The following is a 25,753-nucleotide window of genomic DNA, read 5'->3' as shown; positions in this document are numbered from 1 at the left end:
CGCCGCCTGTCCTGCCTGAACCGACCGTTGGCCAGCGCGGTGCGCTGGCCCAGGGAACGTCACTCGCCGGTTCGGCCGTCGAGGAGCTCTCGGAGGATGTCGATGTGACCGAGATGGCGAGCCGTCTCCTCGGTCATGTGCAACTCGATCCAGCGGAGCGTGAAGCGCTGCCCGTTCCCCCGGCACACGTCGTCGAGGTCGTAGCGGGCCGCGACGTCGCGCGATTCCTGGCAGGCGGCCTCGTAGTCGGCGATGATGCCGTCGAGGCTGTCGGCGGCGCTCACCCGCCACTCACCGTCGGGGTCCTCCTCCGTCCAGCGGGCCGGGACGTCGACCTCACCGTCCATGTCCGTCCGGAACCAGCTGCGCTCGACATCGGCGAGGTGCCGGATGATGCCCGACACCGTCGTGATGCTCGCCAGCAACGGCTTCGCAGCGAGCTCGTCGCTCAGACCGCGCGCCTTCCACACGATGGAGGCCCGCTGGAAGTCCAGGAAGCCCTCGATCGTCTCCCGCTCGCCACCACGCTCGGGCGGTTGCGGCCGGTCAGCCCAGTCGGCCATCAGGCGCCGACCTCGACCTCGTTCCCGAACGCGACGTATCCGGCGAAGTCCTTGCCCACACGGTCGAACGCCGTGGGATAGGGGTTCGGGTAGGACCAGGCGACGTCGGTCGTGACCTCGTCGCCGACCTTCGCGTTCCAGTACTGGGCCTCGCCCTTCCACGGGCAGGTGTACGGGGTGTTGGACTCGACGAACAGCTCACGGTTGAGACTGGAGGGCGGGAAGTACCAGTTGCCCTCGATCTTGACCAGCTCTGCTTCGGGTGCTTCGGCGAGGACGGTGGTTCCGAGGAGTGCGCGCATGCGCCGAGACTACGCTCGGAAGACCCCGCCGTCCAGGACGGGGACGACGCTTGACACGTCGACCTCCCGTGCCGTCTGCACATGCTGCGGGCTCCCCGCTTGGGCGAGCTGCTGGGCGGTGGACGAGGCTGACAACAGGTGGCCGACGCCGTTGCGGAGCCCTTCGTACGCCGCTGCCGCAGCGGCCGCCTCAGGTGAGGTGAAGTCGATCCCGCGGAGACCGAGTGCCTCGATGACCGCACCGGCCCCGAAGAGGTCCTCGACGGCGAACCGCGTCTCGGCCGCGTCGTCGAGCTCACCGACGGCGATCACGACGATGCTCGTCCGTCGACCGAGCTCTGCCTGCTTCGCGATGACCCAGTCGGCGACGGCCGAGCGGTTGCGGAGGCAGCCTGCGACCACGGTCGCCCCGGTGCCTGCGAGCAGTTCCGCGATCTGCGCCGTCTCGCCGCGTTCGTCGATGTCGGCGAGCGCCACTCGATCACCGGCGGACACCCGCTGCTCGAGCGAGGTGGTCGCATGGAGGACGTCGACGACGACCGCGACGTCTGCCGCGTCGATACGGCCGGCACCGGTGACGCCCCAGTCGAACCGGACCTGGTACTTCGTCTGCGCGAACGGCGGGTGGACGGGCGGCTGCGCGGTGGGTGCGGTGGTCACGTCTTCATCGTATCCAGACGCGCGCGTGCACTCCGCGAGTGTTGCGTTGCGCGACACCTGGCGCTCACGCGAGCGCGGGCAGGCCAGGCCAGGCCAAGCCGGGCCGAGCGCGGGGCATTGGCGCGAGCGCGGGCCTCCGGAGGGCCGCGCTCGCGGCGGTGACCCGCTGCCGGTCCAGCGCATCGCGCTGGCAGCACGGAGGATCAGCGTGAGGGAGAGGGGAAGCGACGGTCGTCGGGGTGCGGCGGCCGCATCTGTTCACGGATGAGTTCGAAGTCGTGCCGGTTGAGTTCGAGGAGTCCGCGACGCAGCTGCACGCCCCAGTTCCGAGTGAAGCTCGTGAAGTCGAGGAGCGCGAGCATCGGACGGATCGGCGTCTCGACCGCGTCGGGGAACCAGTCGACACGGCGACGCCACGGCTTCCAGTCAGCACCGTCGGGACGTGGGACAGCCGCCTGGTAGATCGTGTCGTCAGCGATCCGACCGATCGCGGTGAACGCTTTGAGCGGTTCACCGTCCGGTGTGCTGACGCGCGGCGAGTAGTAGACGATCCCGTCCGACTCCCGCATCTGATCGAGCCCGCCGCGCTGCCCATGGTTCACCTGGACGAACCCCTGGCGGACACCGAGGACCACGTGGTCGCGCTGGATCACGCCGAGCCAGTACCTGATCGCCATACGCACAGTCTTCCCTACCCACGCGACCCCTGCCGCGTCCACGCCGCGCATGCGACACTGAGGCATGCGCGTGATGCTGAAACTCGTCCTGGACTGCGACGTCGATGTGGCCTGGCGGGCGCTCCGCTCCCCCGCAGTGCTCCGCGAGTTGTACAGCCCGGTCATGGGCCTCGACGCCCTCGACGCCGGCGGCTTCCCGACGATCTGGGAGCCGGGTGCCCACCGGGTCCGTGTCAAGGCCGCAGGTGCGATCCCGATCGGCGACCAGGTCATCGACCTCGAGTTCATCGAGCGGCGCGACGGCACCCGCATCCTCCACGACCAGGGCGACCCGATCAGCGGTCCCCTCAGCAAACTCGCCGGCTGGGACCACCAGATGGCGGTGTCCCGCGACAAGCGCGACCCGACGAAGACCCTCTACCGCGACCGACTGGTCATCAGCGGCGCCATCGCCCCGCTGTACTGGTATCCGCTCTGGGCGACGTGGCAGTGGCGGGGTGCGCGGATCAAGTCACTCGCACCGACCTGGGCGTTCGACCCGCCCCTGCCGGGTGCCGACGAGGACGAGGTCGGGGCGACGGCCGAGGGCGCGCTCTGAGCCCTCGACACACCCTCCACAGCCGTTTCCCCGCCTGATGCGCTAGCATGAGGGTACTTGCGGGCATCCGCACCACCTGGTGCGGCACTCGCTTGCGTCGTAGAACGCTCCCTCTCTCCCCTGTTCCAGGGTCGATGACACTTCATACGGCGAACGGATGCGCGACCTGCGCCTTCGCCACTTCCCACCAGCGACGACGCCGACGGAAGCACGCCGTGTCACCACCGTGACCACTCAGGCCGTGCCCGCCACCACAGCACCACTGCGCCCGGCAGCCGTCATCGAAGCAGGTGGCCGTGCCTGAAAGAGACACACACCGCATGACCGAAGCAACCCCCACCACTGAGGCCACCGTCACCTTCGACGCCCTCGGTGTTCCCGCGCCCCTCGTCACCGCCCTCGCGAAGGACGGCAAGACGAGCGCCTTCCCCATCCAGATCGACACCCTCCCGGACACCCTCGGCGGACGCGACGTCCTCGGCCGCGGGAAGACCGGCTCCGGCAAGACCCTCGCGTTCAGCATCCCGATGGTGGCCCGCCTCGGCGGCGCGCTCTCCGGTGGCAAGCGTCGTCCCGGCCGTCCGCTCGGCCTCGTGCTCGCGCCGACCCGTGAGCTCGCCACGCAGATCGCGGCAGTCATGCAGCCCCTCGCCGACGCGTACTCGCTGAAGACCACCACCATCTTCGGCGGCGTCTCGCAGAAGCGCCAGGAAGAGGCCCTCAAGGCCGGCGTCGACATCGTCATCGCCTGCCCCGGACGCCTCGAAGACCTCATGAAGCAGGGCTTCGTGAACCTCGACGCCGTGGAGATCACCGTCCTCGACGAGGCAGACCACATGGCCGACCTCGGCTTCCTGCCGGTCGTCACGCGCATCCTCGACAAGACGCCTCGTGGCGGACAGCGCCTGCTGTTCTCCGCGACGCTCGACAACGGCGTGGACAAGCTCGTCCGCAAGTTCCTGCAGAACGAGGTGCTCCACTCGGTGGACGAGGCCAACTCGCCCGTCGCCGCGATGACGCACCACGTCTTCACGACCGCCTCCGTCGACTCGAAGAAGGACCTCGTCCAGGCGCTCGCGTCGGGCACCGGTCGCCGCATCCTCTTCATGCGCACGAAGCACCACGCCAAGAAGCTCGCGAAGCAGCTCACCGACTCCGGTATCCCCGCCGTCGACCTGCACGGCAACCTGTCGCAGGTGGCCCGCGACCGCAACCTCGCCGCCTTCGGCGCCGGTGATGTGAAGGTGCTCGTCGCCACCGACGTCGCCGCTCGCGGTGTGCACGTCGACAACGTCGAGCTCGTCATCCACGTCGACCCGCCGACCGAGCACAAGGCGTACCTGCACCGCTCGGGCCGCACGGCACGGGCTGGCAGCGAGGGCGACGTCGTCACCATCGCGATCCCCGGTCAGATGGACGACCTCAAGAAACTCCTCCGCAAGGCGGAGATCACCGTGACGCCGCAGACGGTCACCGCGACCTCTCCCGCGGTCGTCGCGCTCGTCGGCGAGGTCGCCGCGTATGTGAAGCCGGCGCCTCGTGCGGCCGTGCAGCAGCAGGGTGGCGGCGGACGCTCGCAGGGCGCGAACGCCCAGCGCAAGCGTGCGGCCCGTGACGGCAACGGCCTCGGCAACGGTCACCGCGACCGCGACGGCGCCCGCGGCGGCTCGCGTGAAGGCGGTCAGGGCGGCCAGCGCGAAGGCGGCCAGGGCGGCGGCGGTCGTCGTGGCGGTCGTCCCGCCGGTGGCTCCGGCGGCAACGGCGGTCAGGGTGGCCAGCGCTCCGGTGCAGGTCGTTCCGGCGGCGGTCGCTCCGGCGGTGCCGGTGCAGCTGCAGGCGGAAGCCGCACGCACTACAGCACCGGTTACGCCTCGAACTCCGGCGCTCCCGCCGAGTCCGCGCGTCCCCGCACGAACCGTCGCGCGTCCAGCAGCAACTCGTAGCACCCAGAACCACGACGAAACGCCGTCCGACACGTGTGTCGGGCGGCGTTTCGTCGTGGTGTCCGGCGTCAGGACAGCGCGCGGCCCTGCTCTGGTGTGATCACCGAGCAGGCGACACCGCCGTCGACCTCGAACGCGGTCCCGGATGTCGGATTCAGCGCCTCACCGAAGAACGTCGTTGCGGTTCGGAACGTGTACCTCGTTCCTGTGGGATATGCGTAGAACGACTGGCCCGCTTCCAGTTCCTGGGACCAGCACCCGACACTGACGGACGCCGAATTCGTCCACGAATGTGTGAGTCTGCCCGTGACCCACCCGACGGAGACGCCGGCTGAGACCTCCACCGTGCTGGACTTGGTGTCCGTCTTCGTGATGGTGCATCGCTGACCCGGAGTGTCCACCTTGCAGTACGCGATCGGGTCCGTGTAGCCGACAGCGTGACGCTGCGCGACGATGCCGTCGACGAGTCCGCCGGCGGGCAAGCCTACCCGTGCCGTGCACTGCGGATCGCTCCCACTCTTGTCGAAGACGAAGCGAACGCTCGCCTCGAGGTACGACGTGTCGAGCATCACGATCGGCAGTGTGTAGGACTGGGATGACAACGAATGCCATTGACCGTCTTGCCGCAGGTTGTCGGGGCTGTACTTGAGAGCCGAGTACTTCGGTGTACCGTTCGAGACCTGATGTGTGGCGACGTCGGCGTTCGCCTTGTTCCCGCCACTCTGCCCATTCAGCCGGGTGATGCGGTAGCTCTCGACGCGTGCGTGCCAGGTGTTGCCAGAACCACTCCAGCTGTTCGTCCCGGTGAAGGTCGGTCGGATCTGCGCCTCACCTCGGAAGTTGCCCTGGGTGCACGAGACCGTGCGCAGACCGGATGAGCTGACGACAGCCGCGCGCGCGGGCGGCGTGGACACGACCGTCGCCGACACGATGGCGAGGGAAGCGATGGCGAGGGTGAACGCGATCCCACGGGACCACGGTCGGGCGCGGCTCACAGTGCTCGCCCCTGCTCCGGCGTGACGGTGGAGCAAGCGACGCCCCCATCGACCTGGAACGCGCTTCCGTCAGCGGCATTCAGGGATTCTCCGAAGAACGTCGTCCCGGTTCGGAAACGGTACTTCGTGCCTGTGGGGTATGCGTAATAGCGTTGACCGGCCTGGAGCTCGGGCGAGGTGCACACGATGCTGACCGAGGTCGATTCCTCCCACGACCTCGCGAGGCTCGCGGTGACCCAGCCGATCCGGACGCCGCCCGCGACCTCCACCCTGCTCGAGGTGGTGACGTTCTGCGAGATGATGCAGCGGAGCCCGCCGGTCAGCGCGATGCAGTACGTGAGCGGATTCTCGTAGTCGATGGCATTCGGCGTCTCGACGACCCCGCTGAGCGTTCCACCGGCTGCCGCACCCAACTTCACGGTGCAGCGCGGATCCGACCCACTCTTGTCGAAGATGAACTGCAGTTCCGCGTCGAGCCATCTGGTGTTGGCGAGAGCCACTCGGGTGGTGACAGCGACGGACTCGAGAGGCGTCCACGTCGACGTCTGCCGGAGATTGTCCGGGCTGACATCCCACTGCGAGGTGGACGAACCTCCGTCGGTGTGGGTGACCGACCGCATGTTGAGGTTTGCCTTGTTACCGCCGCTCTGGCCGTTCAACCGCGAGATGCGATAGCTTTCGACGGCCACGGTCCAGCTGTTCGCAGACGGATGCCAGCTGTCGGCGCCGTTGAACACCGTGCGGACACGGGCTTCACCGCGGAAGTTGCCGCTCGTGCACTGGACGAGATGCGTGCCCGACGCGACGCTGGCCGCCGCGGCGGGTGGTGGCGGGGCCGCCAGCGTCCAGACGACCGCAAGGCAGCAGAAGAACGCGCTGATGGCGGCGGCTTGGCGAGGACGGGTGGACCTGGGCGAGATGTTCCTGAGACTCTTCACGGTGAAATGTTTTCACATCAGACGACGAGATAACCGGGGTGTGGATAACTCACGCCACTCCCGATCCCGCGGCCGATTTCCTGGACGGGCCTGCGCGGGATACGGTTCCACCATGAACGCCAATGCAGTCGTCCGCCCGATCCGCGATGTCGATGCCGAGTCCCTGGGTCGCGTCCACGCCACGTGCTGGCACGAGACCTACGACCACCTCATCAGCTCCGCGACGCTCGCGAAGCTGTCGCCTCGCCGCATGGCCGAGCTGTGGACCCACTGGGCCGCCCAGGGCCCCGAGTACACGCACTTCGCCGCACTCGTCGACGGCGAGATCGTCGGCTTCTCCGGTTCCGGTCCGGGCCGCGACGAGGACATGCCCCGCGAGCGCGAGCTGTACTTCGTCTACCTGCTCGACGCGTGGCACGGGACGGGCATCGGCCAGCAGCTCTTCGACGCGGCGATCCCCGACGACCAGTCCGCGTACCTGTGGGTCGCGGCGGACAACCCCCGCGCACACCGCTTCTACGAGCGCAACGGATTCCGTCCGGATGGCGCCGCGCGCACCGAGCCGTTCCTCGGCGAGACCATCGACGAGGTGCGCCTCACCCGCTGACGCAGGCGGCCGGGGCCGGTCCCTGCGCCTGTCGGACGTGCTATCGCAGGCGGCCGACCGAGGCGAGGGCGGCGCGGAGCAGGGTGCCGCGGCCACCCTCCATCTCGGCCGAGACAGCGTCGGAGGAGGCTTCCTCCGGGGTCATCCAGGTGAGTTCGAGGGCGTCCTGACGCGGCTCGCAGGTGCCGCTCACGGGAACGACGTAGGCGAGTGCGACGGCGTGCTGGCGGTCGTCGGAGTAGGGCGAGAGGCCGGGCAGCGGGAAGTACTCCGCCACCTGGAACGGCACGGGCGACGCCGGCAGCAGCGGGAACGCCATCGGACCGAGGTCCTTCTCGAGGTGCCGGAAGAGGGCGTCGCGGATCGTCTCGCCGTACATGACCCGACCGGAGACGAGCGTGCGCGTCATCTCGCCGAGGGCCGTCGCGCGCAGCAGCACACCGACCTCGGTCACGACACCGAAGCCGTCGACCCGCACGGGGACCGCCTCGACGTACAGGAGTGGCAGGCGCCGGCGGATCTCCTCGAGCTCCACGTCCGACAGCCAGCCCGGATTCGTGTTGCCGGGCAGATCGGGCGAAGGCTCGGGGTCTGGGGTGCGAACGCTCATGGTTCTTTCTTAGCGCATCGGGCCGACCGCCGGTTCAGGCTGAGGCGATTCAGACGGCGAGGCGCAGCTCGACGGTGACGACGTCGTCCACGTCGAGGCCCTCCGCCACCTGCACGAGTTTCTTGATCGGAACGATGTAGCCGCCGTCCTTGGGCCACAGCGACGTCGTCGTCGAGGTCGAGCCGATCCGCACCGTGACGGGGATCATGCCCCAGCCGTAGGTCACGAGCGGCGCGACCTGTGCGATCTGCTCGCTCTCCTCGGGCGGCACGGTGACGAAGTGGAACGGGGCTGGTCCGCGCCAGTACCAGACCGCTCCACGGAATCGCAGGTCCATGCGGCCACGGTAGCCGCACCGGGCACTCGTGTCAGCCCCTCGTCCGCAGCGGGCGCAGTGTCGGTGCGGTGCAGGATGATGGAACCCATGACCGAGGTGCTCGAGCGCTTCTCCCCCGCCACGCGCGACTGGTTCGAGGGGGCGTTCGCCGCGCCCACCCCGGCGCAGGCCGGCGCATGGGACGCGATCTCCCGGGGTGCGAACGCGCTCGTCGTCGCGCCCACCGGTTCGGGTAAGACGCTCTCCGCGTTCCTCTGGTCGATCGACCGCCTGCTCTCCGAGGCCATCGCCGAGCACGCGGCGCACCCGCGCACGGGCGTGCCGCTCACGGGTCTCGAGGCCGATGAGGCGGAGGCTGCGGCAGCGCAACGCAAGCGGAACCGTGGGACGCGCGTCCTCTACATCTCCCCGCTCAAGGCCCTCGGGGTCGACGTCGAACGGAACCTCCGCACGCCCCTCGTCGGCATCGCCCAGGCCGCACGCAGGCTCGGCACCGAACCGCCGACGATCAGCGTCGGTGTGCGCTCCGGAGACACCCCGTCGGCGGATCGGCGTGCCCTCGTCAAAGACCCGCCCGACATCCTCATCACCACTCCAGAGTCGCTCTTCCTCATGCTCACGAGTGCCGCCCGCGACACCCTCTCGAAGGTCGACACCGTCATCATCGACGAGGTGCACGCGGTCGCGTCCACCAAACGCGGCGCGCACCTCGCCGTCTCCCTCGAGCGTCTCGACGCGATGCTCGACGCCCCCGTCCAGCGCATCGGGTTGTCGGCGACCGTGCGGCCGGCGGAGGAGGTCGCCCGCTTCCTCGGTGGGCGGGCACCGGTCGAGATCGTCTCCCCTCCGGCGAGCAAGACCTTCGACCTCCGGGTGGTGGTTCCGGTCGACGACATGACCGACCCCGACGCCGGCATGGCGCAGCCCGGCGCCGCAGACGCCGAGGGAAGCGGTGGTGGCTTCACCGGGCACACCCCGAACAGCGACGGTGGTGGTGAGGACCGCGCAGGGAGCATCTGGCCGCACGTCGAGGAGGCCATCGTCGACCGCGTGCTCGCACACCGGTCCACGATCGTGTTCGCGAATTCGCGTCGCCTCGCCGAGCGGCTCACCGCTCGTCTCAACGAGATCAACGAAGCGCGTCTGAGCGACACGGAACTCGTGACGCCGGGCGCAGGACGCCCACCGGCTCAGCTCATGGCGCAGAGCGGACAGAGCCGTGGTTCGGCGAGCGCGGCTGCCGCAGCCTCCGGCACCTCCGATGCCGCGGAGGAGGTGCCGCTTCTCGCCCGCGCGCATCACGGCTCCGTCTCGAAGGAGCAGCGGGCGGGCATCGAGGAGGATCTGAAGTCGGGGCGGCTGCGATGCGTCGTCGCCACGTCGAGCCTCGAGCTCGGCATCGACATGGGCGAGGTCGACCTCGTCATCCAGGTGGAATCGCCGCCGAGCGTCGCGAGCGGTCTGCAGCGTGTCGGTCGTGCGGGCCACCAGGTCGGCGAGGTCTCGCGCGGCGTCCTCTTCCCGAAGCACCGCGCAGACCTCGTGAGCACCACCGTCGCGACCGAGCGCATGGAGGCTGGGCTCATCGAGGCGATCGAGGTGCCCGCCAACCCGCTCGACATCCTCGCGCAGCAGACGGTGGCGGCGGTCGCGCTCGACGAGCTGGGCGTCGAGGAGTGGTTCGAGACGGTGAAGCGGAGCGCCCCCTTCGCGTCACTCCCCCGGTCCGCCTTCGAGGCGACCCTCGACCTCCTCGCCGGCCGCTATCCGTCGGACGAGTTCGCCGAACTGCGCCCGCGCATCGTGTGGGACCGCGATGCCGGAGTCATCACGGGTCGCCCCGGCGCCCAGCGGCTCGCGGTGACGAGCGGCGGCACCATCCCCGACCGCGGCCTCTTCGGGGTGTTCATGGTCGGCGAGTCCGGGCCGGGCGCCCGGGTCGGCGAGCTCGACGAGGAGATGGTCTACGAGTCCCGGGTCGGCGACGTCTTCGCGCTCGGGGCGACGAGCTGGCGGATCCAGGAGATCACCCACGACCGCGTCCTCGTCACACCGGCGTTCGGCCAACCCGGCAGACTGCCGTTCTGGAAGGGCGACGGCATCGGCCGACCGGCGGAGCTCGGGCGTGCGATCGGCTCGTTCGTCCGTGAACTCGACACGTCCGGCACCGGCTCCACCGCACGGCTCGAGGCCGCGGGCCTCGACGAACGGGCCATCGGCAACCTCATCTCCTACGTCCGCGAGCAACGCGAGGCGACGGGCGTGGTACCGAACGACACCACACTGGTCGTCGAACGCTCCCGAGACGAGCTCGGCGACTGGCGGGTCATCCTCCACTCGCCCTACGGTCTGCGCGTCCACGCCCCCTGGGCCCTGGCGGTCGGCGCGCGCGTGCAGGAGCGTCTCGGTGTCGACGGCTCCGCTGTCGCGAGCGACGACGGCATCATCGTGCGCCTGCCCGACACCGAGAGTGAGCCACCGGGCGCGGAGCTCTTCGTCTTCGAGCCGGAGGAGCTCGATGCGCTCGTCACCCAGGAGGTCGGCGGTTCGGCGCTGTTCGCGTCCCGCTTCCGCGAGTGCGCCGCGCGTGCGCTCCTGCTCCCGAACTACTCCCCGCAGAAGCGCTCACCGCTGTGGCAGCAGCGGCAGCGCTCCGCGCAGCTGCTCGACGTCGCCAAGCAGTATCCGACGTTCCCGATCATCCTGGAGACGCTGCGCGAGTGTCTGCAGGACGTCTACGACCTGCCGGCACTCGACCATCTCGCCCGCGAACTGCAGTCGCGAGCCATCCGGATCGTCGAGACCACCACAGACCAGCCGTCGCCGTACGCGCGCTCACTCCTGTTCGGTTACGTCGGCGCCTTCATGTACGAGGGCGACAGCCCGTTGGCCGAGCGTCGGGCCGCCGCGCTCGCGGTCGACAGCACGATGCTCGGTGAGCTGCTCGGCCGGGTGGAGCTGCGCGAGCTGCTCGACCCCGGGGTCATCGAGCAGACCGGACTCGAACTGCAACGCCTCGATCCCGAACGCCGGTTGAAGGGCGTCGAGGGCGTCGCGGACGCCCTCCGGATGCTCGGTCCGCTCACCGCTGCGGAACTCGCTGCGCGCTGCACCTTCGACGGCGTCACCGTCTCGCCGAGCGGCGAAGCGAACCTCGGCGACGACCCCGGGAGCTGGGCACCGGACCCGGCGCGCGCCGCCGCAGCGGCCACCGAACTCGAACGCGCCAAGCGGGTCATCCGGGTGCCGATCGCCGGGGAGGAGCGCTTCGCCGCGATCGAGGACGCCGGCCGCCTCCGCGACGCCCTCGGTACCCCGCTCCCGATCGGTGTTCCGGTCGCGTTCACCGAGCCCGTCTCCGATCCGCTCGGCGACCTCCTGGCCCGGTACGCACGCACCCACGGCCCGTTCACCACCGGTGAAGCGGCACGACGGTTCGGACTCGGAGCGGCCGTCGTCCAGCACACGCTCGGCCGGCTGGCCGACGCCGGTCGCGTCGTGAAGGGCGAGTTCCTGCCCGCCGGACGACAGCACACGGGCGGAGCGGACGACGCCCAGGACCGCGGCCCGACCGACGCCACCGAGTGGTGCGACGCTGGCGTCCTCCGGAAGCTCCGCATCCGCTCGCTCGCCGCCCTCCGCCACGAGGTCGAACCCGTCGACCAGCAGGCTTTCGCGCGGTTCCTCCCCGTCTGGCAGCACGTCGGCGGCAAGCTCCGTGGGGTGGACGGCGTCGCTGCCGTCATCGACCAGCTCGCCGGTGCACCGGTCCCCGCATCCGCGTGGGAGTCGCTCATCCTGCCGTCCCGCGTCGTCGACTACAGCCCGGCCATGCTCGACGAACTCACCGCGACAGGAGAGGTGGTGTGGTCCGGCGCCGGATCCATCCCGGGGAACGACGGGTGGGTCGCCCTGCACCTCGCCGAGACGGCCCCGCTCACCCTGCCGCTCCTGCCGACGACCCACACGCCCGACGCACTGCAGACCGAGCTCCTCGCCACACTCGGCGGTGGCGGCGCGTACTTCTTCCGACAGCTCGCCGAGGCCGTCGGATCCTCCGAGGACACCACGCTCGTCGACGCCCTCTGGGAGCTCGTCTGGGCCGGCCTCGTCACCAACGACACCTTCTCGCCGCTCCGGACGCTCGTCGGCACGGGCTCCGGTACCTCCGCGCACCGGGTGCAACGGCAGACGCCGCGCTCCAAGCTGTATCGCGGCCGCGGCATGGGTCGGGCCTCGATGCCGGCACGCTCCGGTCAGACGCTCGGCGGCCGGTGGTCGATCCTGCCCCTCGCGGAACAGGACGCCACGATCCGTGCCGTCGCCACGGGAGAGACACTGCTGGAGCGCTACGGCGTCGTGACCCGCGGCTCGGTCGTGGCCGAGGGGGTCACCGGCGGTTTCGCCCTCGCCTACCGCGTGCTCAAGCAGTTCGAGGAGAACGGACGGTGCCGTCGCGGATACTTCGTCGAGCGGCTGGGTGGGGCGCAGTTCGCGTCCTCCGGCACCGTCGATCGGCTCCGCTCCTTCATCCAGACCGACGACGCCCCGGCGTTCGACGCCGTCACCTTGGCGGCAACAGACCCGGCGAACCCCTACGGTGCCGCGCTCTCGTGGCCGAGCCAGGAGGTCACGGGCGTGAAGCACCGGCCGGGTCGCAAGGCGGGCGCACTCGTCGTCCTCGTCGACGGCGCTCCCGTGTGGTACCTCGAGCGCGGTGGGAAGACGGCCCTCGCCTTCACCGACGACGAGCAGCAGTTGCAGGCCGGGGCCAGGTCACTCGCGGCGACGGTCACGTCCGGCCGCATCGAGAAGCTCGGGATCGAACAGGTCAACGGGGTGTTCGTCCTCGGCACCCCCACCGGTTACGCCCTCCGTCAGGCGGGCTTCGTGGAGACGCCCCGCGGGCTCAGACTGCGACGCGGCTGAATGGTGAGGTCTGCCACAGGGCGCGCACCGAACGCCACGGGTTGCGCTGCACACCGCCGGGGTGGCACCGTGTCGTCGAGGAACGGAGGCGTTCATGCCGGAAGGTGACACGGTGTTCCAAGCCGCGCACCGACTGCGGCAGGCGCTCGCCGGCGAGATCGTGACCTCGTTCGACCTCAGGGTCCCCCAGGCGGCGACCGTGGACCTCCGCGGCGACACCGTCCACGACGTCATCCCCCGCGGCAAGCACCTCCTGCACCACATCGGTTCGCACACCGTGCACACCCACCTCAAGATGGAGGGGCTGTGGCACGTGTACCAGCCTGGCGAGCACTGGCGACGGCCGGCTTGGAAGGCTCGCGCGGTCATCGCGACACCGCACTGGGTGACGGTCGGATTCGACCTGGGGCTCGTCGAGGTGTTCCCGAGCAGCGAGGACGCCGAGCGCTTCGCCTGGCTCGGACCCGACCTGCTCGGGCCGGACTGGGACCCGGAACTCGCGGTGCGGAACCTCGCCGCCGATCCGCGCGAGATCCACGTCGCCCTCCTCGACCAGCGGAACCTCGCCGGGCTCGGCAACGAGTACGTCAACGAGCTGTGCTTCATCCGCGGCATCCTGCCGACGACGCCGACGAGCGAGGTGGACCTGCCGGCGGCGGTACGGCTGGCCTCGCGCCTCATCATCGCGAACCGCGACCGCCGCAACCGCGTGACGACGGGTGACACCAGGCCGGGGAAGACGAGCTGGGTGTTCTCCCGGGACGGCCAGCGCTGTCTCCGCTGCGGCACGCGCATCCAGCGAGGCAAGCTCGGCGCCGACCCGACGGCGCTCCGCGACACCTACTGGTGCCCGAACTGCCAACGCTGACGACCCGGCGACAGGCGCCAGACGAACGGAGTGAATCCCGGTCTCAAGGCCGCCCTTGACAGGCTCGGGGACCGGATCGGCACCGATCCGACCAGGTCACCGAGCCGACCAGGTCACCGAGCCTGTCGAGGTGCGTGCGACCGGTGCCCGACGACCCAGGAGAGCGGGATCGACAGGAGCAGCAGCAGGAGCGCTTTCGTCCCGAGGCCCGGCACGACCGCGGCCAGGACGAACGCGAGGAGCATGAGTGCCGTCGGCGCCCACACGAGCAGCTGCGAGCGGCGGAGAGCGGCCGCCTCCTCGCTCAGCAACCCGTCACGCACGAGGACGACCTCCTGCAGGCGGACCGCCACCATGGACACGAGCATCGTCGCGATGTACAGCATCGCCGCCCCGCGGTCCTCTCCGGTGGCGTCGACGATGAGCACCGTCGGCAGCGGCAGGAACACGATCCCGGCGAGCCAGATGAAGTTCAACGACACGAGGGAACGCGAGTAGCCCGTCGTCCACTCGAACAAGCGGTGGTGGTCGCGCCAGAAGCTGGCGATCACCACGAAGCTGAGGGCGGCAGCGGCGAGGCTCGTCACGTTCGCGCCGAGGAAGTCGGAGATCGGCTCACCGCCGTACTCCTGGGCGGTGTCGACGAGCGGCAGGATGATGAGGGTGATCGCGATCGCCACGACGGCGTCGCTGAAGTTCACGAGTCGGTCGAGCCCGCGCTCCGTCCTCAGCGCGCTCCGCTTCCCGCGGCCAGCGCCCCCTCCTCGCGCGTTCGCCATGGTCAGCCGACGTCGGCGTCGGTCACGGCATCGCCGCGCACCATCTCGACCCAGCGGGCGAGGAAGGCAGCACCGGCCTCGTCGTGGATGAGTGTCGGATGGGTGAGGATCGGGTACGGTTTCTCCGGAACGCCGTCGGAGGGCCGGACGTCGACATGTTCGACCTCGTACCCGTGCTCGAACAGCCAGTCGGCCATCGCATAGTCGCTGCGGGAGTCACCGACGGTGCGCCACGCGAGCGGGAGCGCCCCGCCGTCGGCCTCCAGGAGCTCCAGCGCACGCTCGGCGCCGAGGTCCTTGCCGAGGCGGACGGACTCGATGTCGGTGGAGATGATCGTCGGGTCGATGCGGTACTGCACGAGGCCGGCGTCGTTCGGGAAACGGTCTGGTCCGTGCTCCACCCCGAACCCGCGGCGGACGAGCTCGGTGCGGGCGTCGGCGTCGAAGTGGCGGCGCACCACCGCGTAGTCGGCCGCCGGGACCTCGACGTGCTGCTCGACGGAGACCATCGCGCGCTTCGTGGAGTCGAAGAAGACCGTCTCGGCGTAGCGCTCGTCCACGAGCTGCTCGATCACCGAGCCGTAGCCCTCGGGCATCGCGACCTCCGCGTCGAAGCTCAACTCGTCGACGCCCTCGGCCGAGAAGCCGAACCACACGGCCCCCTTCTCGCAGATGCCGTACAGCCGGACGTCGGACGCGAGCCCGGCGGCGAGCAGCGGCGGCACGACGACCTCACGGAGGAACGCGTCGCTCCGCCCCGTGTTGAAGGCGATCGGCACCCCGGCGTTCGCGAGGATGACGAGGTCGTCGGCGATGCTCGGGATGTTGATGGTCCGGGTGATCGGGCTGGCGATGGGGCCGTCGACATCGAGGAGCAGGCCGAGGATGGGGCGGGATGCGTTCACGCGTATCAGCCTAACGATCACCAGGCGTGGGTAGACTCACTCCACCATCACCGGTGTTCGAAGGAGATCACTCGTGTTCATCAGCCCATTGCCCGACGTCGAGATCCCCGCGCTGAGCGTCTACGACTCCCTCTTCGGTGGCATCGCGCCGAGCGATCTGGACCGTGTCGCGCTCCGGGACGGCACCACGGGCGCCGAAACCAGCTACCGGCAGCTCATCGGCCAGATCGACGCGCTGGCCGGTGCCCTCGCAGCCGCCGGGATCGGGGTCGGTGACGTCGTCGCCCTGCATGCACCGAACGTCCCCGCTTTCGCGACCGTGTTCCACGGGATCCTGCGCGCCGGGGCGACGGCGACGACCGTCAACGGCCTGTACACCGCCGAGGAGATCGAGGCGCAGCTACAGGACGCCGGTGCGTCGATGCTCTTCACCGTCTCGCCACTCCTTCCGCAGGCGCTGGCCGCGGCGAGCGCGAGCGGCATCCCCGCCGACCGGGTCGTGGTCCTCGACGGAGCCGAGGGGCACGCTTCGCTCCACGACCTCCTCGTGCGGCGTCTGCCGGCCCCGGTCGTGTCGTTCGATCCGGCGACCCACGTGGCGGTGCTCCCGTACTCCTCCGGCACCACCGGGCGTCCGAAGGGGGTCATGCTCTCGCACCGCAACCTGGTCGCGAACGTGCAGCAGTCGATCCCGCAGCTCGGCATGGTCGCCGACGACCGCATCCTCGCGGTGCTGCCGTTCTTCCACATCTACGGCATGACGGTGCTGCTCAACCTCGCACTGTCGCGACGGGCGTCGCTCGTGACGATGCCGCGGTTCGACCTGCCGGAGTTCCTGCGCATCATCCAGGACTTCCGCTGCAGCTACGTGTTCATCGCGCCGCCCATCGCGGTGGCGCTCGCGAAGCACCCGCTCGTCGACGAGTTCGACCTGTCGAGTGTGCACACCGTGTTCTCCGGCGCGGCTCCGCTCGACGCCACCCTCGGCCATGCGGTCGAGGCACGGCTCGGCTGCCGCATGCGTCAGGGCTACGGCATGACGGAGATGAGCCCCGTGAGCCACGCGATCGCGCTCCACGCCTCGGACGCCTCCCTCGACAGCGTCGGGACCACCCTGCCGAACATGCAGTGCCGGATCGTCGACCCGGAGACCGGCGAGGAGGTCGAGTACCCGACCGACCCCGCCGAGGAGAGCGTGCCCGGTGAGCTGCTCTGCGCCGGTCCGAACGTCATGCTCGGCTACCTGAACAACGAGGAGGCGACGTCGGCGACACTCGAACCCGACGGCTTCCTGCACACGGGCGACATCGCGACGGTTCGCGGAGACGGCACGGTGCGGATCATCGAGCGATTGAAGGAGCTCATCAAGTACCACGGCTACCAGGTGGCGCCGGCGGAGCTCGAGGCACTGCTCCTCGGGCACCCGGCGATCGCGGACGCCGCCGTCATCGGCGTGCCTGACGACGAGGGCCAGGAAGTGCCGAAGGCGTTCGTGGTGCTGCAGGCCGGGGCGACACTCGCCGACAACGAGCTCATGGCCTGGGTCGCCGAGCAGGTCGCCCCGCACAAGAAGATCCGCCGGGTCGAAGTGGTCGAGACGATCCCGAAGTCCTCCTCGGGCAAGATCCTCCGGAAGGACCTCCGTGCGGCGGAAGCTGCCGCACGCGCGAGCGTCTGACCGCCCCTCGACAGGCTCCTGGGCCTAAGCCTGTCGGGGCGCCGCCCGGTAGGAGGCGACCGTCGCCGCCAGCGCATCCGACCACGGGGTCGCGGTCACACCGAGGATGCGGGACGACTCCGACGCGTCGTCGACGAACGGCGCCGCGAACTGGTAGCTCGAACGGTGCACTTCGCGGAGGTCTGCGGAGAACAGGCCGAGCGTCGCGAGGAGACCGGGTGGGTAGGAGCGCACGCGACCGGTCGCGCCGTACTGCGCGCGTAGTTCGGCCGCGATCTGGCCCCGCGAGGCATCGCCCGACGGCGGCACGTGCCAGGTGCGACCCCACTCGCCGTCATGGTCGGCGGCTGCGACGAGCGTGCTGACGATGTCCGGCAGGTACGCCCACGAATGCGGCTGGTCGGTCGCCCCGACGACGCGGGCCGTCCGCCCTGCGAGCAGCGGTTCGAAGAACCTGGCCCCGAGGTGAGCGGTGGGGCCGGCACCGGCGCCGAAGTAGTCCGAGGCCCGCACCTCGACCGCGCGCAGCTCGCCGCGGTCGTCGGCAGCTTTGGCGAGTGCCCACCCTGCCGCGCGGATCGCCCCCTTCGCCTCGGCCGGCTGCTCCGGCGAGTGCTCCGTCATCGGCATGGTGGCACGCCCGAGCGAGTACAGGTTGCCCATGGTGACGAGTGAACCGCCGAGCCGGGCTGTGCCGTCGACGACGGCTCGGAAGACCGGCGGCCAGGCGGTCGCCCACTGACCGTAGGGCGGGTTGACGCAGAGGAAGACCGTGTCGACCCCCACACCCGCCGTCGCGATCGCATCCGCATCCGTGGCGTCGAGCGTCACCGCACGAGCTCCGGGGAGCGTCGTCCCGCTCCGCGTCCCGACGATGACGTCGTCGCCGCGTTCGACGAGTCGGGCGGTGAGCCCCGCGCCGATCAACCCGGCGCCGAGGACGAGCGCCCGACTCACGATCGGTGCGACACCGCAGCGACCATGCGGTCGAACGCGGCGTCGAGTTCGGGTTCGGCGGGCTGCCAGCGCGGGTTCGCGTCATGGAACTCGACCATCTGCGCGGCACCGTCCCAGAAGGGGATCGTCGGGTGGAACTCCGGCACGAGGGAACGGATCTTCGTGTTGTCGAAGACCATCGGGAAGGCCTTGTCGCCGAGCAGGCTCGCGCCGAAGCCCGGGTGGATCTCGGCGATGAGGTCGGAGGGCACGTGGACGATGTTCGCCTCGACCCCTGCGGCGTCGGCGATCCACGTCGTGATGTCGTTCCAACTCGGCGCGTGCTGGCCCGTGATGTGGAACGCCTCTCCGAGCACGTCGCGCCGGCCGAGCAGGCCGACGAAACCGACGGCGAAGTCCTCCGTGTGCGTGATCGTCCAGGGGGTCGTGCCGTCGCCGTGGACGACGACCGGCTTGCCGGCACGCATCCGCTCGAGGTCCGTGCGCCGACCCAACGTGGGGATGAGCGTGCGGTCGTAGGTGTGCGACGGGCGCACGATCGTCGCCGGGAACGCGCCCTCGCGGTACGCCGAGACGAGCACGTCCTCGCAGGCGGTCTTGTCGCGCGCGTACTGCGAGAACGGGTTGCGGAGCGGGGTCGACTCGACGACCGGGAGCCGGGACGGCGGCTTCTGGTAAGCGGAGGCGGAGCTGATGAACACGTACTGGCCGATGCTCCCGGCGAAGCGGTCGATGTCGAGCTGCACCTGCTCGGGCGTGAACGCGGTGAACTGCGCGACGACGTCGAACTCGCGGGACCCGAGCACCTCGGTCACGGCGTCGGCGTCGCGGACGTCGGCGTGGAGCTGCTCGACCTCGTCGGGCAGGGGGCGGACCTCGGAGAGTCCTCGGTTGAGGACCGTCACCTCGTGGCCGAGTGCGACCGATCTGGCGACCGAGGCCGAGGAGATGATGCCGCTACCGCCGATGAACAGGATGCGCTTCGTCGTCATGGCACCATCCTCCCGCACCCCTCGCCGACTCGCCCGGAAATGCTTGGAATCGCGCCGAAATCGGACCGATTGAGGCAACTCATGGAGGTGTCAGCGCGGCCGTTTGGCGTACGACATGGTGGCGACGACGAGCGCCAGCAGGACACCCGACACGAGCCCCCAGACGACGGGTGCCTCGGGGCCGAGCAGGAGGAACGACACTGCCGCGGCGACCGCGAGGATCCCCGCGATCACCAGGGCGGTCGTCCATTCGTTGCGCTGCATCCCACCAGCCTAGAGCCGCCGAGTCGCCGAAAACTGCACGGAATCGCGCGAGAATCGCGCCGATTCGGGCGACTCAGTGCGATGCCAGCGCTGCCTCGGCCTCGAGGTACCGATCCACGACGACGTCGACGAGACCCTCGTGCACGCCGAGTGGGGCCGACACGAGGTCGCCTCCGGCCTGCAGCACTCGGCGTTGGAAGAATCCCGGCGCGAGGAGGTAGCTGGCGACCGAAACGCGACTGTCCTCTCCGCCCGTCGCGCGCGCGCGTCCGACGGCCTCTGCGACGTTCGGCGCCACCGCGGAGCCGTAGCCGACGATCGGCCGGGTCCCCGTCCGTTCAGCGAACCGTGCGCGGACGGCCTCGATCGCCTCGACGGCCGAGGGCTTCGAGGATCCAGCGACCGCAAGGACGACCGGTTCCCGCGGATCCGCCCCGCTCTCCCGCCACCGCTCGACGAGCAGGTCGGTGATGCGGTCGTCCGGACCGAGCGGCCGTGCCGCGACGACGCCGGTCCGGGAGTCGGCCGCTTCACGCACATCGACCTCGACGTGGAACCCTGTCGACAGGAGAAGCGGAACGATCACGGCCTCACGGCCGACGGCCATTGCGGCGACGACGTCCGGCAGTGCGGGCCGCTGCACGTCGACGAACGCCTCGACGACATCGACGTCCTGCAGGCGCTCGGCGACTGCCGCGATCACGGCACGGATCGAGGCCTGGCCGTCCGGGTCGTCGGTCCCGTGGGAGCTGGCGATGAGCAGCGGTCTCGTCGGTGTGGTCATGCGGGCTCCTCCAGGGGGTCGAGGCGGTATCCGCGTCGGACGACGGTACGGATGACGGCCGGGTCGCCGAGCGTCTCGCGGAGCCGGCCGATGGTGACGTCGACGGCGTGCGGGGTCACCGCCTCTCCGGGCAGTTCGGCGAGGAGGGCGTCCCGCGAGACCACCACACCGGGTCGACGGGCGAGCGCACGCAGGACGGCGAAGCTGCTGGGGCTGAGCGGGAGCGGTTCACCGTCGAGGACGGCCCGGGCGTTCCGCACGACGAGCGATCCGACGACCGTCGTGATGGGTCCGTCGGCCCGGTCGGCGAAATGGGAGATGACCTCCCGCACGAGCGCTCCGAGCCGGCCACGGCTCGGCACCACGGGATCGATCCCCACGGCCCGGAGCGGAGCTGCCGTGATGGGGCCGACGGCGAACGCCGTGACAGCCCCCGAGCTGAACATGTCCACGAGCTGCTCGCGTGCGGCTCCGTCGCCGGTGGCGTCGATCCAGGCTGCCGCCGCGGGCGCCGATGTGAACACGACGGCGTCGACCTCGCCGGCAGCCGTGCGCGCCGCCCACTCGACGACGAGTGCCGGATCGCGCGGCGGACCCCAGCGGTAGACGATCACCGTCTGCACCCGGGCGCCTGCCGCGCGGAACAGCTCGTCGATGCCGTCGGCGCCCGAGCCATGGTATTGGATCGCGATGTTCCGACCGTCGACTCCTTCGGCGAGCAGGAACTCCGCGAGTTCGGTCGACGTCTCCGACTCAGCCACCCAGTCGGCGTTCAGGCCGGCGGCTTGGATCGCTCCGCGGGCCTTCGGACCGCGGGCGACGATCCGCGCACGCCCGAGCACGGCGAGCAGCTCGTCGCCGAGCCCGAGCGACTCGGCTGAGTCGATCCAGGACCGGAACCCGATGCCGGTGGTCGCGACCACGATGTCCGGCGGGTCGTCGATCACGGATCGTGTCGCAGCCGCAAGCGCCACATCGTCGTCGAGCGGCAGCATGCTGAGCGATGGCGCGTGCCGGATGACGGCTCCGCGGCGTTCGAGCGCACTGGCGAGCTCGGTCGAGCGGCGCTCCGCGGTGACGAGGATCACGCAACCGGCGAGGTGCTGCTCGAGCGAGTGCGTCATGACGAGGAGCGTACCGCCCGCTCGATGGGCGCTCCCACCGCATCCGGGTCGAGCAGACCGAACCGGGCCACCTCTCCGAGGACGATGATCGCCGGGTTGCGCACCCCCGCCAGCACGGCTGCTTCCACGATGTCGGCGAGTGGTGCACGGGTCGTGCGCTGTTCGGCCGTCGTCCCCTCCTCGATGATCGCGACCGGCAGGTCAGCTGGGACACCGGAGGCGATCGCCCGTTCGACGATCGTGGGCAATGCCGCAACCCCCATGAGGACGACGACCGTGGTCCGACCGGCCCGGAGCACCGCGAGCGTGTCCTCCTCGACGGCCTCGTGTCCGGTCACCGTGTGGAAGGCACGTGCGACGCCGCGGTGGGTGACGGGGATGCCTGCGGCTGCGGGGACAGACACGGCACTCGAGATGCCCGGCACGACCTCCACCCGGATACCCGCCGCACGGCAGGCGATGAACTCCTCGCCCCCGCGCCCGAAGACGAACGGGTCGCCGCCTTTCAGCCGCACGACGACCTTCCCGGCCCTCGCGCGCTCGACGAGGATGTCGTTGATCTGCTCCTGCGGCACCGGATGGTGGTTCGGGGACTTGCCGACCTCGACGATCTCGACACCGTCGGGCAGGTCGCCGAGGATCGAGCGCGGACCGAGCCGGTCGGCGATGATGACGTCGGCCTCGGCGATCGCCCGTCGTGCCTTCACCGTCAGCAGCTCGGGGTCGCCCGGCCCGCCGCCGACGAGCACGACACGGCCCTCGTCCGTCGGTGTGCGACGTCGACGACGCAGGTCGACACCGCCGGTGGTCAGGTGATCGGCGAGCGCATCGCCGATGCCCTTCGTCCGGCGGGGATCGGCACCCGTCGTCGACGACACACCGATCGTCAGCTCACCGACACGGTTGGTCGCGACGCTCCGCGCACTCCCCGAGGCTCCGTCGCCGGCGTTGACGCACCAGATCCGCTCGGCAGCGGCCCAGTCCGCGACGAGCAGGTCGACCGCTCGGTCACCGGTGGCCGTGTGCACCAGCCAGGCGCCGAGCACGTGCTCCCGGTCGATCGCTTCCGCCATCCAGGTCAGCAGGCCACCGCGGACGAGGTCGTGCAGTTCGGGACACAGCTCAGGGGCGACGACGATGACGACCGCTCCCTCGTCGAGATACGCGCGTGCGCGCCGGGCGCTGACCGAACCGCCTCCGGCGAGGACGACACGCCGCCCCTGAACGTCGAGCGACAGCAACAGGCTCATGCCGCACGCTCCGCGCCCTGGCGCACGCCGACGAGCACGAGCCCATCGGCGACCCGTACCGGCCAGCACCGCAACGCGATCGGCTCTGCACCCTTCGAGTCGAGGCACGCGCCGTCGGCGAGGTCGAAGACGTGCTTGTACATGGGTGATGCCACAGTGTCCCGGCCACCGCGCTGCCCGACGAGCCCACGACTCATCACGTTCGCGTGGTCGGCGTACGGGTCCGCCTGCTGGACGGCGCGGACACCGCCGTCGTGGAGTCGGAACAGCGCGATCTGTTCGCCGTCGACGAGGGCCGCCGCACCGCGCTCGGGGAGCAGCGCGTCGAGTGGACAGACCGTGGTCCACGTCTCGAGGTCCGAGTCCACATGCGTTGGCCGCTGGGTCGTGGGGTCGGTGATCGTCATCGGTGTACCTCCAGGGTCGTGCCGGCGATGAGGGTGGTGCCGTCCCGCCGTTCGGCCTGCGTCGCGGGACGCAGCTGACCGCGTTCCGGAACGTAGGCGAGGTCGGGGTCAGGGGTGTCGGGCGCGTTCACGAAGGCGACGAAACGCTTGAGCTTCTCGGGGTCCTCGAGCGTCTCCCGCCACTCGTCGCGATAGGTGCCGACGTGGGCCCGCATCACGGCATCGAGTTCCTCGGCGATCCCCAGCGAGTCCTCGAAGATGACGGCGCGGAGCTGGTCGATGCCGCCTTCGAGGTCCTCCACCCAGCGGGCGGTGCGCTGCAGGCGGTCGGCGGTGCGGATGTAGTAGACGATGTAACGGTCGATCGCCCGGACCAGTTGCTCGTCGTCGAGGTCCTCGGCAAGGAGTTCCGCGTGTCTCGGTGTGAACCCTCCGTTGCCGCCGACGTACATGTTCCAGCCGCGTTCCGTGGCGATCACCCCGACGTCCTTTCCGCGTGCCTCCGCGCACTCCCGGGCGCAGCCCGAGACACCGAACTTCAGCTTGTGCGGCGAGCGCAGCCCACGGAACCGGAGCTCCAGGAGCACGGCCATCCCGACCGCATCCTGAACGCCGTACCGACACCAGGTGGAACCCACGCAGGACTTGACGTTCCGCAGAGCCTTGCCGTACGCCTGACCGGATTCGAAGCCGGCGTCGATGAGCTTCGACCAGATCGTCGGAAGCTGGTCGATCCGTGCACCGAACATGTCGATCCGCTGGCCGCCGGTGATCTTCGTGTAGAGGCCGAACTCCTTGGCGATGGTGCCGACGGCGATGAGTCCGTCCGGGGTGACCTCACCCGCCGGCATCCGCGGCACGACCGAGTAGGAACCGTCGCGCTGCATGTTCGCCATGACGTGGTCGTTGGTGTCCTGCAGGCTGGCGCGCTCGCCGTCGAGCACGTGCCCGGCATCGAGGGTCGCGAGGATGGAGGCGATGACGGGGCGGCAGACGTCGCAGCCGCGGCCGCCGGACCCGTGCCGCTCGAGGATCGCGCTGAAGCTCGTGAGCCCGGTGATCCGGACGGCGTCGAACAGCCCCGCACGAGAGAGGGCGAAGTGCTCGCACAGGGCATTCGACACGGCGACGCCGGTCTTCGTGAGTTCGGCGCCGACGAGCTTCTTCACGAGCGGCACGCACGAGCCGCATGCCGCCCCGGCGCCCGTGCAGCCGCTCACCGAGGTCACGTCGGTGCACCCCTGGTCATGCACGGCGGCCCGCACAGTGCCAGCCGTGACGTTGTTGCAGGAGCACACGGTCACGTCGTCGGGCAGGCCGTCGCCGGCCACCGGGACGCCGTCGCTGGGCAGCAGGTAGGCGGCAGGGTCGGCGCCGAGCGTGCGTCCGACGAGGGGGCGCAGCGAGGAGTACGCGCTCGCATCGCCGACGAGCATGCCTCCGAGCAACGTCGTGCCGTCGTCGGACAGGACCAGCTTCTTGTAGACGCCGAGCGTCGGGTCGGCGTACACGACCCCGACCGCGCCCGGTGTCGTGGCGAACGCGTCACCGAAGCTCGCGACCTCGACGCCGGCGAGCTTCAGCTTCGTCGAGAGGTCGACGCCGGGGAACACCGCGTCACCGTCCAGCAGACGGTCGGAGACGATCTCGGCCTGGGCGTATCCGGGGGCGATGAGCCCCCACACCTCGTCGCCGAGCGTCGCCGCGTCACCGATGCTCCAGACGTGCTCGGCGGACGTCCGGCAGCATTCATCGATCGCGATGCCACCGCGGGTGCCGAGACGGATCCCGGCAGCGGCCGCGAGTTCGTCCCGCGGTCTGATCCCCGCTGCGAGGACCACGATGTCGGCTTCGAGCAGACCGCCGTCGGGGAACTCGACGCCGGCCACGCGGCCGTCGTCCCCTTCGAGGATGGCGCTGCTGCGCGACCCCGTGCGGACGTCGATCCCGAGTGCGGCGATCGTGCCGCGGACGGCTTCTCCCCCACCCTCGTCGAGCTGTGCCGAGAGGAGGTGCCCTGAGGACTGCGCGATCGTGCAGCTCGCACCGAGACCCGCGAGGGCTCCGGCCGCCTCCAGGCCGAGCAGCCCGCCACCGAGGACGACGCCGTGTGGCGGTCGTCCGCGCTCCGCCGCGACGAGATCGACCGCCGCCTCGATCGCGATGACGTCGTCGATGGTCCGGTACACGAACACACCGGGCAGAGAGGTTCCCGTGATGGGCGGGACGGTGGCGGCCGCGCCGGTCGCAAGCACGAGCTCGTCGTAGTCGTACACGGCACGCGACGCGGTCCGCACCTGCTTCACAGTGGTGTCGACCGTCACGACCTGATCACCCGTCACGAGCGTGACCCGCGGGTCCGCCCACATGAGTGGCCGACCGAGTTCGAGTCCTGCAGCGGGGGTCCCGGAGAAGTAGGACGTGAGGCCGACCCGGTCGTACGGTCGCCACGACTCCTCGCCGATCACGGTGACGATGAAGCGGTTCTCCCGGTCGCGATTCCGCAGCGTCTCCACGAAGCGGTGGGCGACCATCCCGCCGCCCACGACGACGACATGCCGCGGGGTCGATGACGGGTGGCTCATT

At 70.2% G+C, this 25,753-nt stretch carries 24 protein-coding genes; 6 read left to right on the top strand and 18 right to left on the bottom strand.

The features are described from left to right. Positions 1-59 precede the first annotated feature (59 nt). The 4 genes from KXS11_RS00830 to KXS11_RS00815 form a co-directional block, all read right to left on the bottom strand. Complete coding sequence (locus tag KXS11_RS00830) at positions 60-563, bottom strand: DinB family protein (RefSeq protein ID WP_437383566.1); 504 nt, start codon at positions 561-563, stop codon at positions 60-62. After that, positions 563-865, bottom strand: a complete 303-nt coding sequence (locus KXS11_RS00825; RefSeq protein ID WP_437383565.1) for a DUF427 domain-containing protein — start codon at positions 863-865, stop codon at positions 563-565. The genes KXS11_RS00830 and KXS11_RS00825 overlap by 1 nt, the downstream gene beginning before the upstream one ends. A 9-nt stretch (positions 866-874) precedes the next feature. Further along, the gene (locus KXS11_RS00820; RefSeq protein ID WP_437383564.1) at positions 875-1,525 is read right to left on the bottom strand and encodes a 2-phosphosulfolactate phosphatase; all 651 of its coding nucleotides are present in this window, start codon (positions 1,523-1,525) and stop codon (positions 875-877) included. Positions 1,526-1,728: 203 nt separating this feature from the next. Further along, positions 1,729-2,202 (bottom strand): EVE domain-containing protein, encoded by a 474-nt coding sequence (locus KXS11_RS00815; protein ID WP_437383563.1) that lies wholly within the window; start codon positions 2,200-2,202, stop codon positions 1,729-1,731. 73 nt (positions 2,203-2,275) lie between these two features. Here KXS11_RS00815 and KXS11_RS00810 point away from each other — a divergent pair, with 73 nt between their 5' ends. After that, positions 2,276-2,800 carry a hypothetical protein gene (locus tag KXS11_RS00810; protein WP_437383562.1) on the top strand — a complete coding sequence of 175 codons (525 nt, stop codon included), beginning with the start codon at positions 2,276-2,278 and terminating at the stop codon, positions 2,798-2,800. 320 nt (positions 2,801-3,120) lie between these two features. Continuing rightward, on the top strand, positions 3,121-4,743 hold the full coding sequence (locus KXS11_RS00805; RefSeq protein WP_437383561.1) for a DEAD/DEAH box helicase: 1,623 nt from the start codon (positions 3,121-3,123) through the stop codon (positions 4,741-4,743). 68 nt (positions 4,744-4,811) lie between these two features. Here KXS11_RS00805 and KXS11_RS00800 read toward each other — a convergent pair whose 3' ends face one another. Further along, positions 4,812-5,738 carry a hypothetical protein gene (locus KXS11_RS00800; RefSeq protein ID WP_437383560.1) on the bottom strand — a complete coding sequence of 309 codons (927 nt, stop codon included), beginning with the start codon at positions 5,736-5,738 and terminating at the stop codon, positions 4,812-4,814. Beyond that, complete coding sequence (locus KXS11_RS00795) at positions 5,735-6,676, bottom strand: hypothetical protein (protein ID WP_437383559.1); 942 nt, start codon at positions 6,674-6,676, stop codon at positions 5,735-5,737. The genes KXS11_RS00800 and KXS11_RS00795 overlap by 4 nt, the downstream gene beginning before the upstream one ends. Positions 6,677-6,788: 112 nt before the next feature. On the opposite strand from KXS11_RS00795, the gene KXS11_RS00790 reads away from it, so the two are divergent. Next, positions 6,789-7,283, top strand: a complete 495-nt coding sequence (locus tag KXS11_RS00790; protein WP_437383558.1) for an N-acetyltransferase family protein — start codon at positions 6,789-6,791, stop codon at positions 7,281-7,283. 40 nt (positions 7,284-7,323) lie between these two features. Here the strand turns inward: KXS11_RS00790 and KXS11_RS00785 are convergent, their stop codons facing one another. Together KXS11_RS00785 and KXS11_RS00780 are read right to left on the bottom strand one after the other, a co-directional pair. Then, complete coding sequence (locus KXS11_RS00785; protein ID WP_437383557.1) at positions 7,324-7,893, bottom strand: NUDIX hydrolase family protein; 570 nt, start codon at positions 7,891-7,893, stop codon at positions 7,324-7,326. 49 nt (positions 7,894-7,942) lie between these two features. Further along, positions 7,943-8,230 carry a DUF1905 domain-containing protein gene (locus KXS11_RS00780; RefSeq protein WP_437383556.1) on the bottom strand — a complete coding sequence of 96 codons (288 nt, stop codon included), beginning with the start codon at positions 8,228-8,230 and terminating at the stop codon, positions 7,943-7,945. Between the two features lie 87 nt (positions 8,231-8,317). Between KXS11_RS00780 and KXS11_RS00775 the strand changes: the two genes are divergently transcribed. Both KXS11_RS00775 and KXS11_RS00770 read left to right on the top strand, forming a co-directional pair. Then, positions 8,318-13,159 (top strand): ATP-dependent helicase, encoded by a 4,842-nt coding sequence (locus KXS11_RS00775; RefSeq protein ID WP_437383555.1) that lies wholly within the window; start codon positions 8,318-8,320, stop codon positions 13,157-13,159. Positions 13,160-13,253: 94 nt separating this feature from the next. Continuing rightward, positions 13,254-14,027: a DNA-formamidopyrimidine glycosylase family protein gene (locus KXS11_RS00770; RefSeq protein WP_437383554.1), complete on the top strand. Its 774-nt coding sequence runs from the start codon at positions 13,254-13,256 to the stop codon at positions 14,025-14,027. A 113-nt stretch (positions 14,028-14,140) separates the two neighbouring features. Here the strand turns inward: KXS11_RS00770 and KXS11_RS00765 are convergent, their stop codons facing one another. Together KXS11_RS00765 and KXS11_RS00760 are read right to left on the bottom strand one after the other, a co-directional pair. Continuing rightward, positions 14,141-14,806: a TMEM175 family protein gene (locus KXS11_RS00765; RefSeq protein WP_437383553.1), complete on the bottom strand. Its 666-nt coding sequence runs from the start codon at positions 14,804-14,806 to the stop codon at positions 14,141-14,143. A 2-nt stretch (positions 14,807-14,808) separates the two neighbouring features. Next, a complete protein-coding gene (locus tag KXS11_RS00760; protein WP_437383552.1) occupies positions 14,809-15,711 on the bottom strand; it encodes a hypothetical protein in 903 nt (300 codons plus the stop codon). A 73-nt stretch (positions 15,712-15,784) separates the two neighbouring features. Here KXS11_RS00760 and KXS11_RS00755 point away from each other — a divergent pair, with 73 nt between their 5' ends. After that, on the top strand, positions 15,785-17,389 hold the full coding sequence (locus tag KXS11_RS00755; RefSeq protein ID WP_437383551.1) for an AMP-binding protein: 1,605 nt from the start codon (positions 15,785-15,787) through the stop codon (positions 17,387-17,389). A 24-nt stretch (positions 17,390-17,413) separates the two neighbouring features. On the opposite strand, the gene KXS11_RS00750 is transcribed toward KXS11_RS00755, so the two are convergent. The 8 genes from KXS11_RS00750 to nirB form a co-directional block, all read right to left on the bottom strand. Then, positions 17,414-18,346: an NAD-dependent epimerase/dehydratase family protein gene (locus KXS11_RS00750; RefSeq protein WP_437383550.1), complete on the bottom strand. Its 933-nt coding sequence runs from the start codon at positions 18,344-18,346 to the stop codon at positions 17,414-17,416. Continuing rightward, entirely contained in the window at positions 18,343-19,338 is a 996-nt protein-coding gene (locus KXS11_RS00745; protein ID WP_437383549.1) for an SDR family oxidoreductase, read from the bottom strand. The genes KXS11_RS00750 and KXS11_RS00745 overlap by 4 nt, the downstream gene beginning before the upstream one ends. 90 nt (positions 19,339-19,428) lie before the next feature. Beyond that, positions 19,429-19,602: a hypothetical protein gene (locus KXS11_RS00740; protein ID WP_437383548.1), complete on the bottom strand. Its 174-nt coding sequence runs from the start codon at positions 19,600-19,602 to the stop codon at positions 19,429-19,431. A 73-nt stretch (positions 19,603-19,675) separates the two neighbouring features. Continuing rightward, positions 19,676-20,386: a sirohydrochlorin chelatase gene (locus tag KXS11_RS00735; protein ID WP_437383547.1), complete on the bottom strand. Its 711-nt coding sequence runs from the start codon at positions 20,384-20,386 to the stop codon at positions 19,676-19,678. Beyond that, positions 20,383-21,510, bottom strand: coding sequence for a uroporphyrinogen-III synthase (locus KXS11_RS00730; RefSeq protein WP_437383546.1), 1,128 nt, complete (start codon positions 21,508-21,510; stop codon positions 20,383-20,385). Before KXS11_RS00730 ends, KXS11_RS00735 begins: the two co-directional genes overlap by 4 nt. Further along, positions 21,507-22,760, bottom strand: a complete 1,254-nt coding sequence (cobA, locus tag KXS11_RS00725; RefSeq protein WP_437383545.1) for a uroporphyrinogen-III C-methyltransferase — start codon at positions 22,758-22,760, stop codon at positions 21,507-21,509. The genes KXS11_RS00730 and cobA overlap by 4 nt, the downstream gene beginning before the upstream one ends. Next, entirely contained in the window at positions 22,757-23,167 is a 411-nt protein-coding gene (nirD, locus tag KXS11_RS00720; RefSeq protein WP_437383544.1) for a nitrite reductase small subunit NirD, read from the bottom strand. Before nirD ends, cobA begins: the two co-directional genes overlap by 4 nt. Beyond that, positions 23,164-25,752 carry a nitrite reductase large subunit NirB gene (gene nirB, locus KXS11_RS00715; protein WP_437383543.1) on the bottom strand — a complete coding sequence of 863 codons (2,589 nt, stop codon included), beginning with the start codon at positions 25,750-25,752 and terminating at the stop codon, positions 23,164-23,166. The genes nirD and nirB overlap by 4 nt, the downstream gene beginning before the upstream one ends. Between the last annotated feature and the right edge of the window lies 1 nt (position 25,753).

This window comes from Plantibacter flavus (genome assembly GCF_051487245.1).
In the GTDB taxonomy this organism is placed as follows: Bacteria; Actinomycetota; Actinomycetes; order Actinomycetales; family Microbacteriaceae; genus Plantibacter; species Plantibacter flavus_B.
This window is presented reverse-complemented; position numbering and strand designations above follow the sequence as displayed.

Bases quoted from the DNA above. Each gene is read 5' to 3' on its own strand.
- KXS11_RS00830 (WP_437383566.1), bottom strand. From the start codon at position 563: ATGGCCGACTGGGCTGACCGGCCGCAACCGCCCGAGCGTGGTGGCGAG.
- KXS11_RS00825 (WP_437383565.1), bottom strand. From the start codon at position 865: ATGCGCGCACTCCTCGGAACCACCGTCCTCGCCGAAGCACCCGAAGCA.
- KXS11_RS00815 (WP_437383563.1), bottom strand. From the start codon at position 2,202: ATGGCGATCAGGTACTGGCTCGGCGTGATCCAGCGCGACCACGTGGTC.
- KXS11_RS00810 (WP_437383562.1), top strand. From the start codon at position 2,276: ATGCTGAAACTCGTCCTGGACTGCGACGTCGATGTGGCCTGGCGGGCG.
- KXS11_RS00805 (WP_437383561.1), top strand. From the start codon at position 3,121: ATGACCGAAGCAACCCCCACCACTGAGGCCACCGTCACCTTCGACGCC.
- KXS11_RS00790 (WP_437383558.1), top strand. From the start codon at position 6,789: ATGAACGCCAATGCAGTCGTCCGCCCGATCCGCGATGTCGATGCCGAG.
- KXS11_RS00785 (WP_437383557.1), bottom strand. From the start codon at position 7,893: ATGAGCGTTCGCACCCCAGACCCCGAGCCTTCGCCCGATCTGCCCGGC.
- KXS11_RS00780 (WP_437383556.1), bottom strand. From the start codon at position 8,230: ATGGACCTGCGATTCCGTGGAGCGGTCTGGTACTGGCGCGGACCAGCC.
- KXS11_RS00775 (WP_437383555.1), top strand. From the start codon at position 8,318: ATGACCGAGGTGCTCGAGCGCTTCTCCCCCGCCACGCGCGACTGGTTC.
- KXS11_RS00770 (WP_437383554.1), top strand. From the start codon at position 13,254: ATGCCGGAAGGTGACACGGTGTTCCAAGCCGCGCACCGACTGCGGCAG.
- KXS11_RS00765 (WP_437383553.1), bottom strand. From the start codon at position 14,806: ATGGCGAACGCGCGAGGAGGGGGCGCTGGCCGCGGGAAGCGGAGCGCG.
- KXS11_RS00745 (WP_437383549.1), bottom strand. From the start codon at position 19,338: ATGACGACGAAGCGCATCCTGTTCATCGGCGGTAGCGGCATCATCTCC.
- KXS11_RS00740 (WP_437383548.1), bottom strand. From the start codon at position 19,602: ATGCAGCGCAACGAATGGACGACCGCCCTGGTGATCGCGGGGATCCTC.
- KXS11_RS00735 (WP_437383547.1), bottom strand. From the start codon at position 20,386: ATGACCACACCGACGAGACCGCTGCTCATCGCCAGCTCCCACGGGACC.
- KXS11_RS00730 (WP_437383546.1), bottom strand. From the start codon at position 21,510: ATGACGCACTCGCTCGAGCAGCACCTCGCCGGTTGCGTGATCCTCGTC.
- cobA (WP_437383545.1), bottom strand. From the start codon at position 22,760: ATGAGCCTGTTGCTGTCGCTCGACGTTCAGGGGCGGCGTGTCGTCCTC.
- nirD (WP_437383544.1), bottom strand. From the start codon at position 23,167: ATGACGATCACCGACCCCACGACCCAGCGGCCAACGCATGTGGACTCG.
- nirB (WP_437383543.1), bottom strand. From the start codon at position 25,752: ATGAGCCACCCGTCATCGACCCCGCGGCATGTCGTCGTCGTGGGCGGC.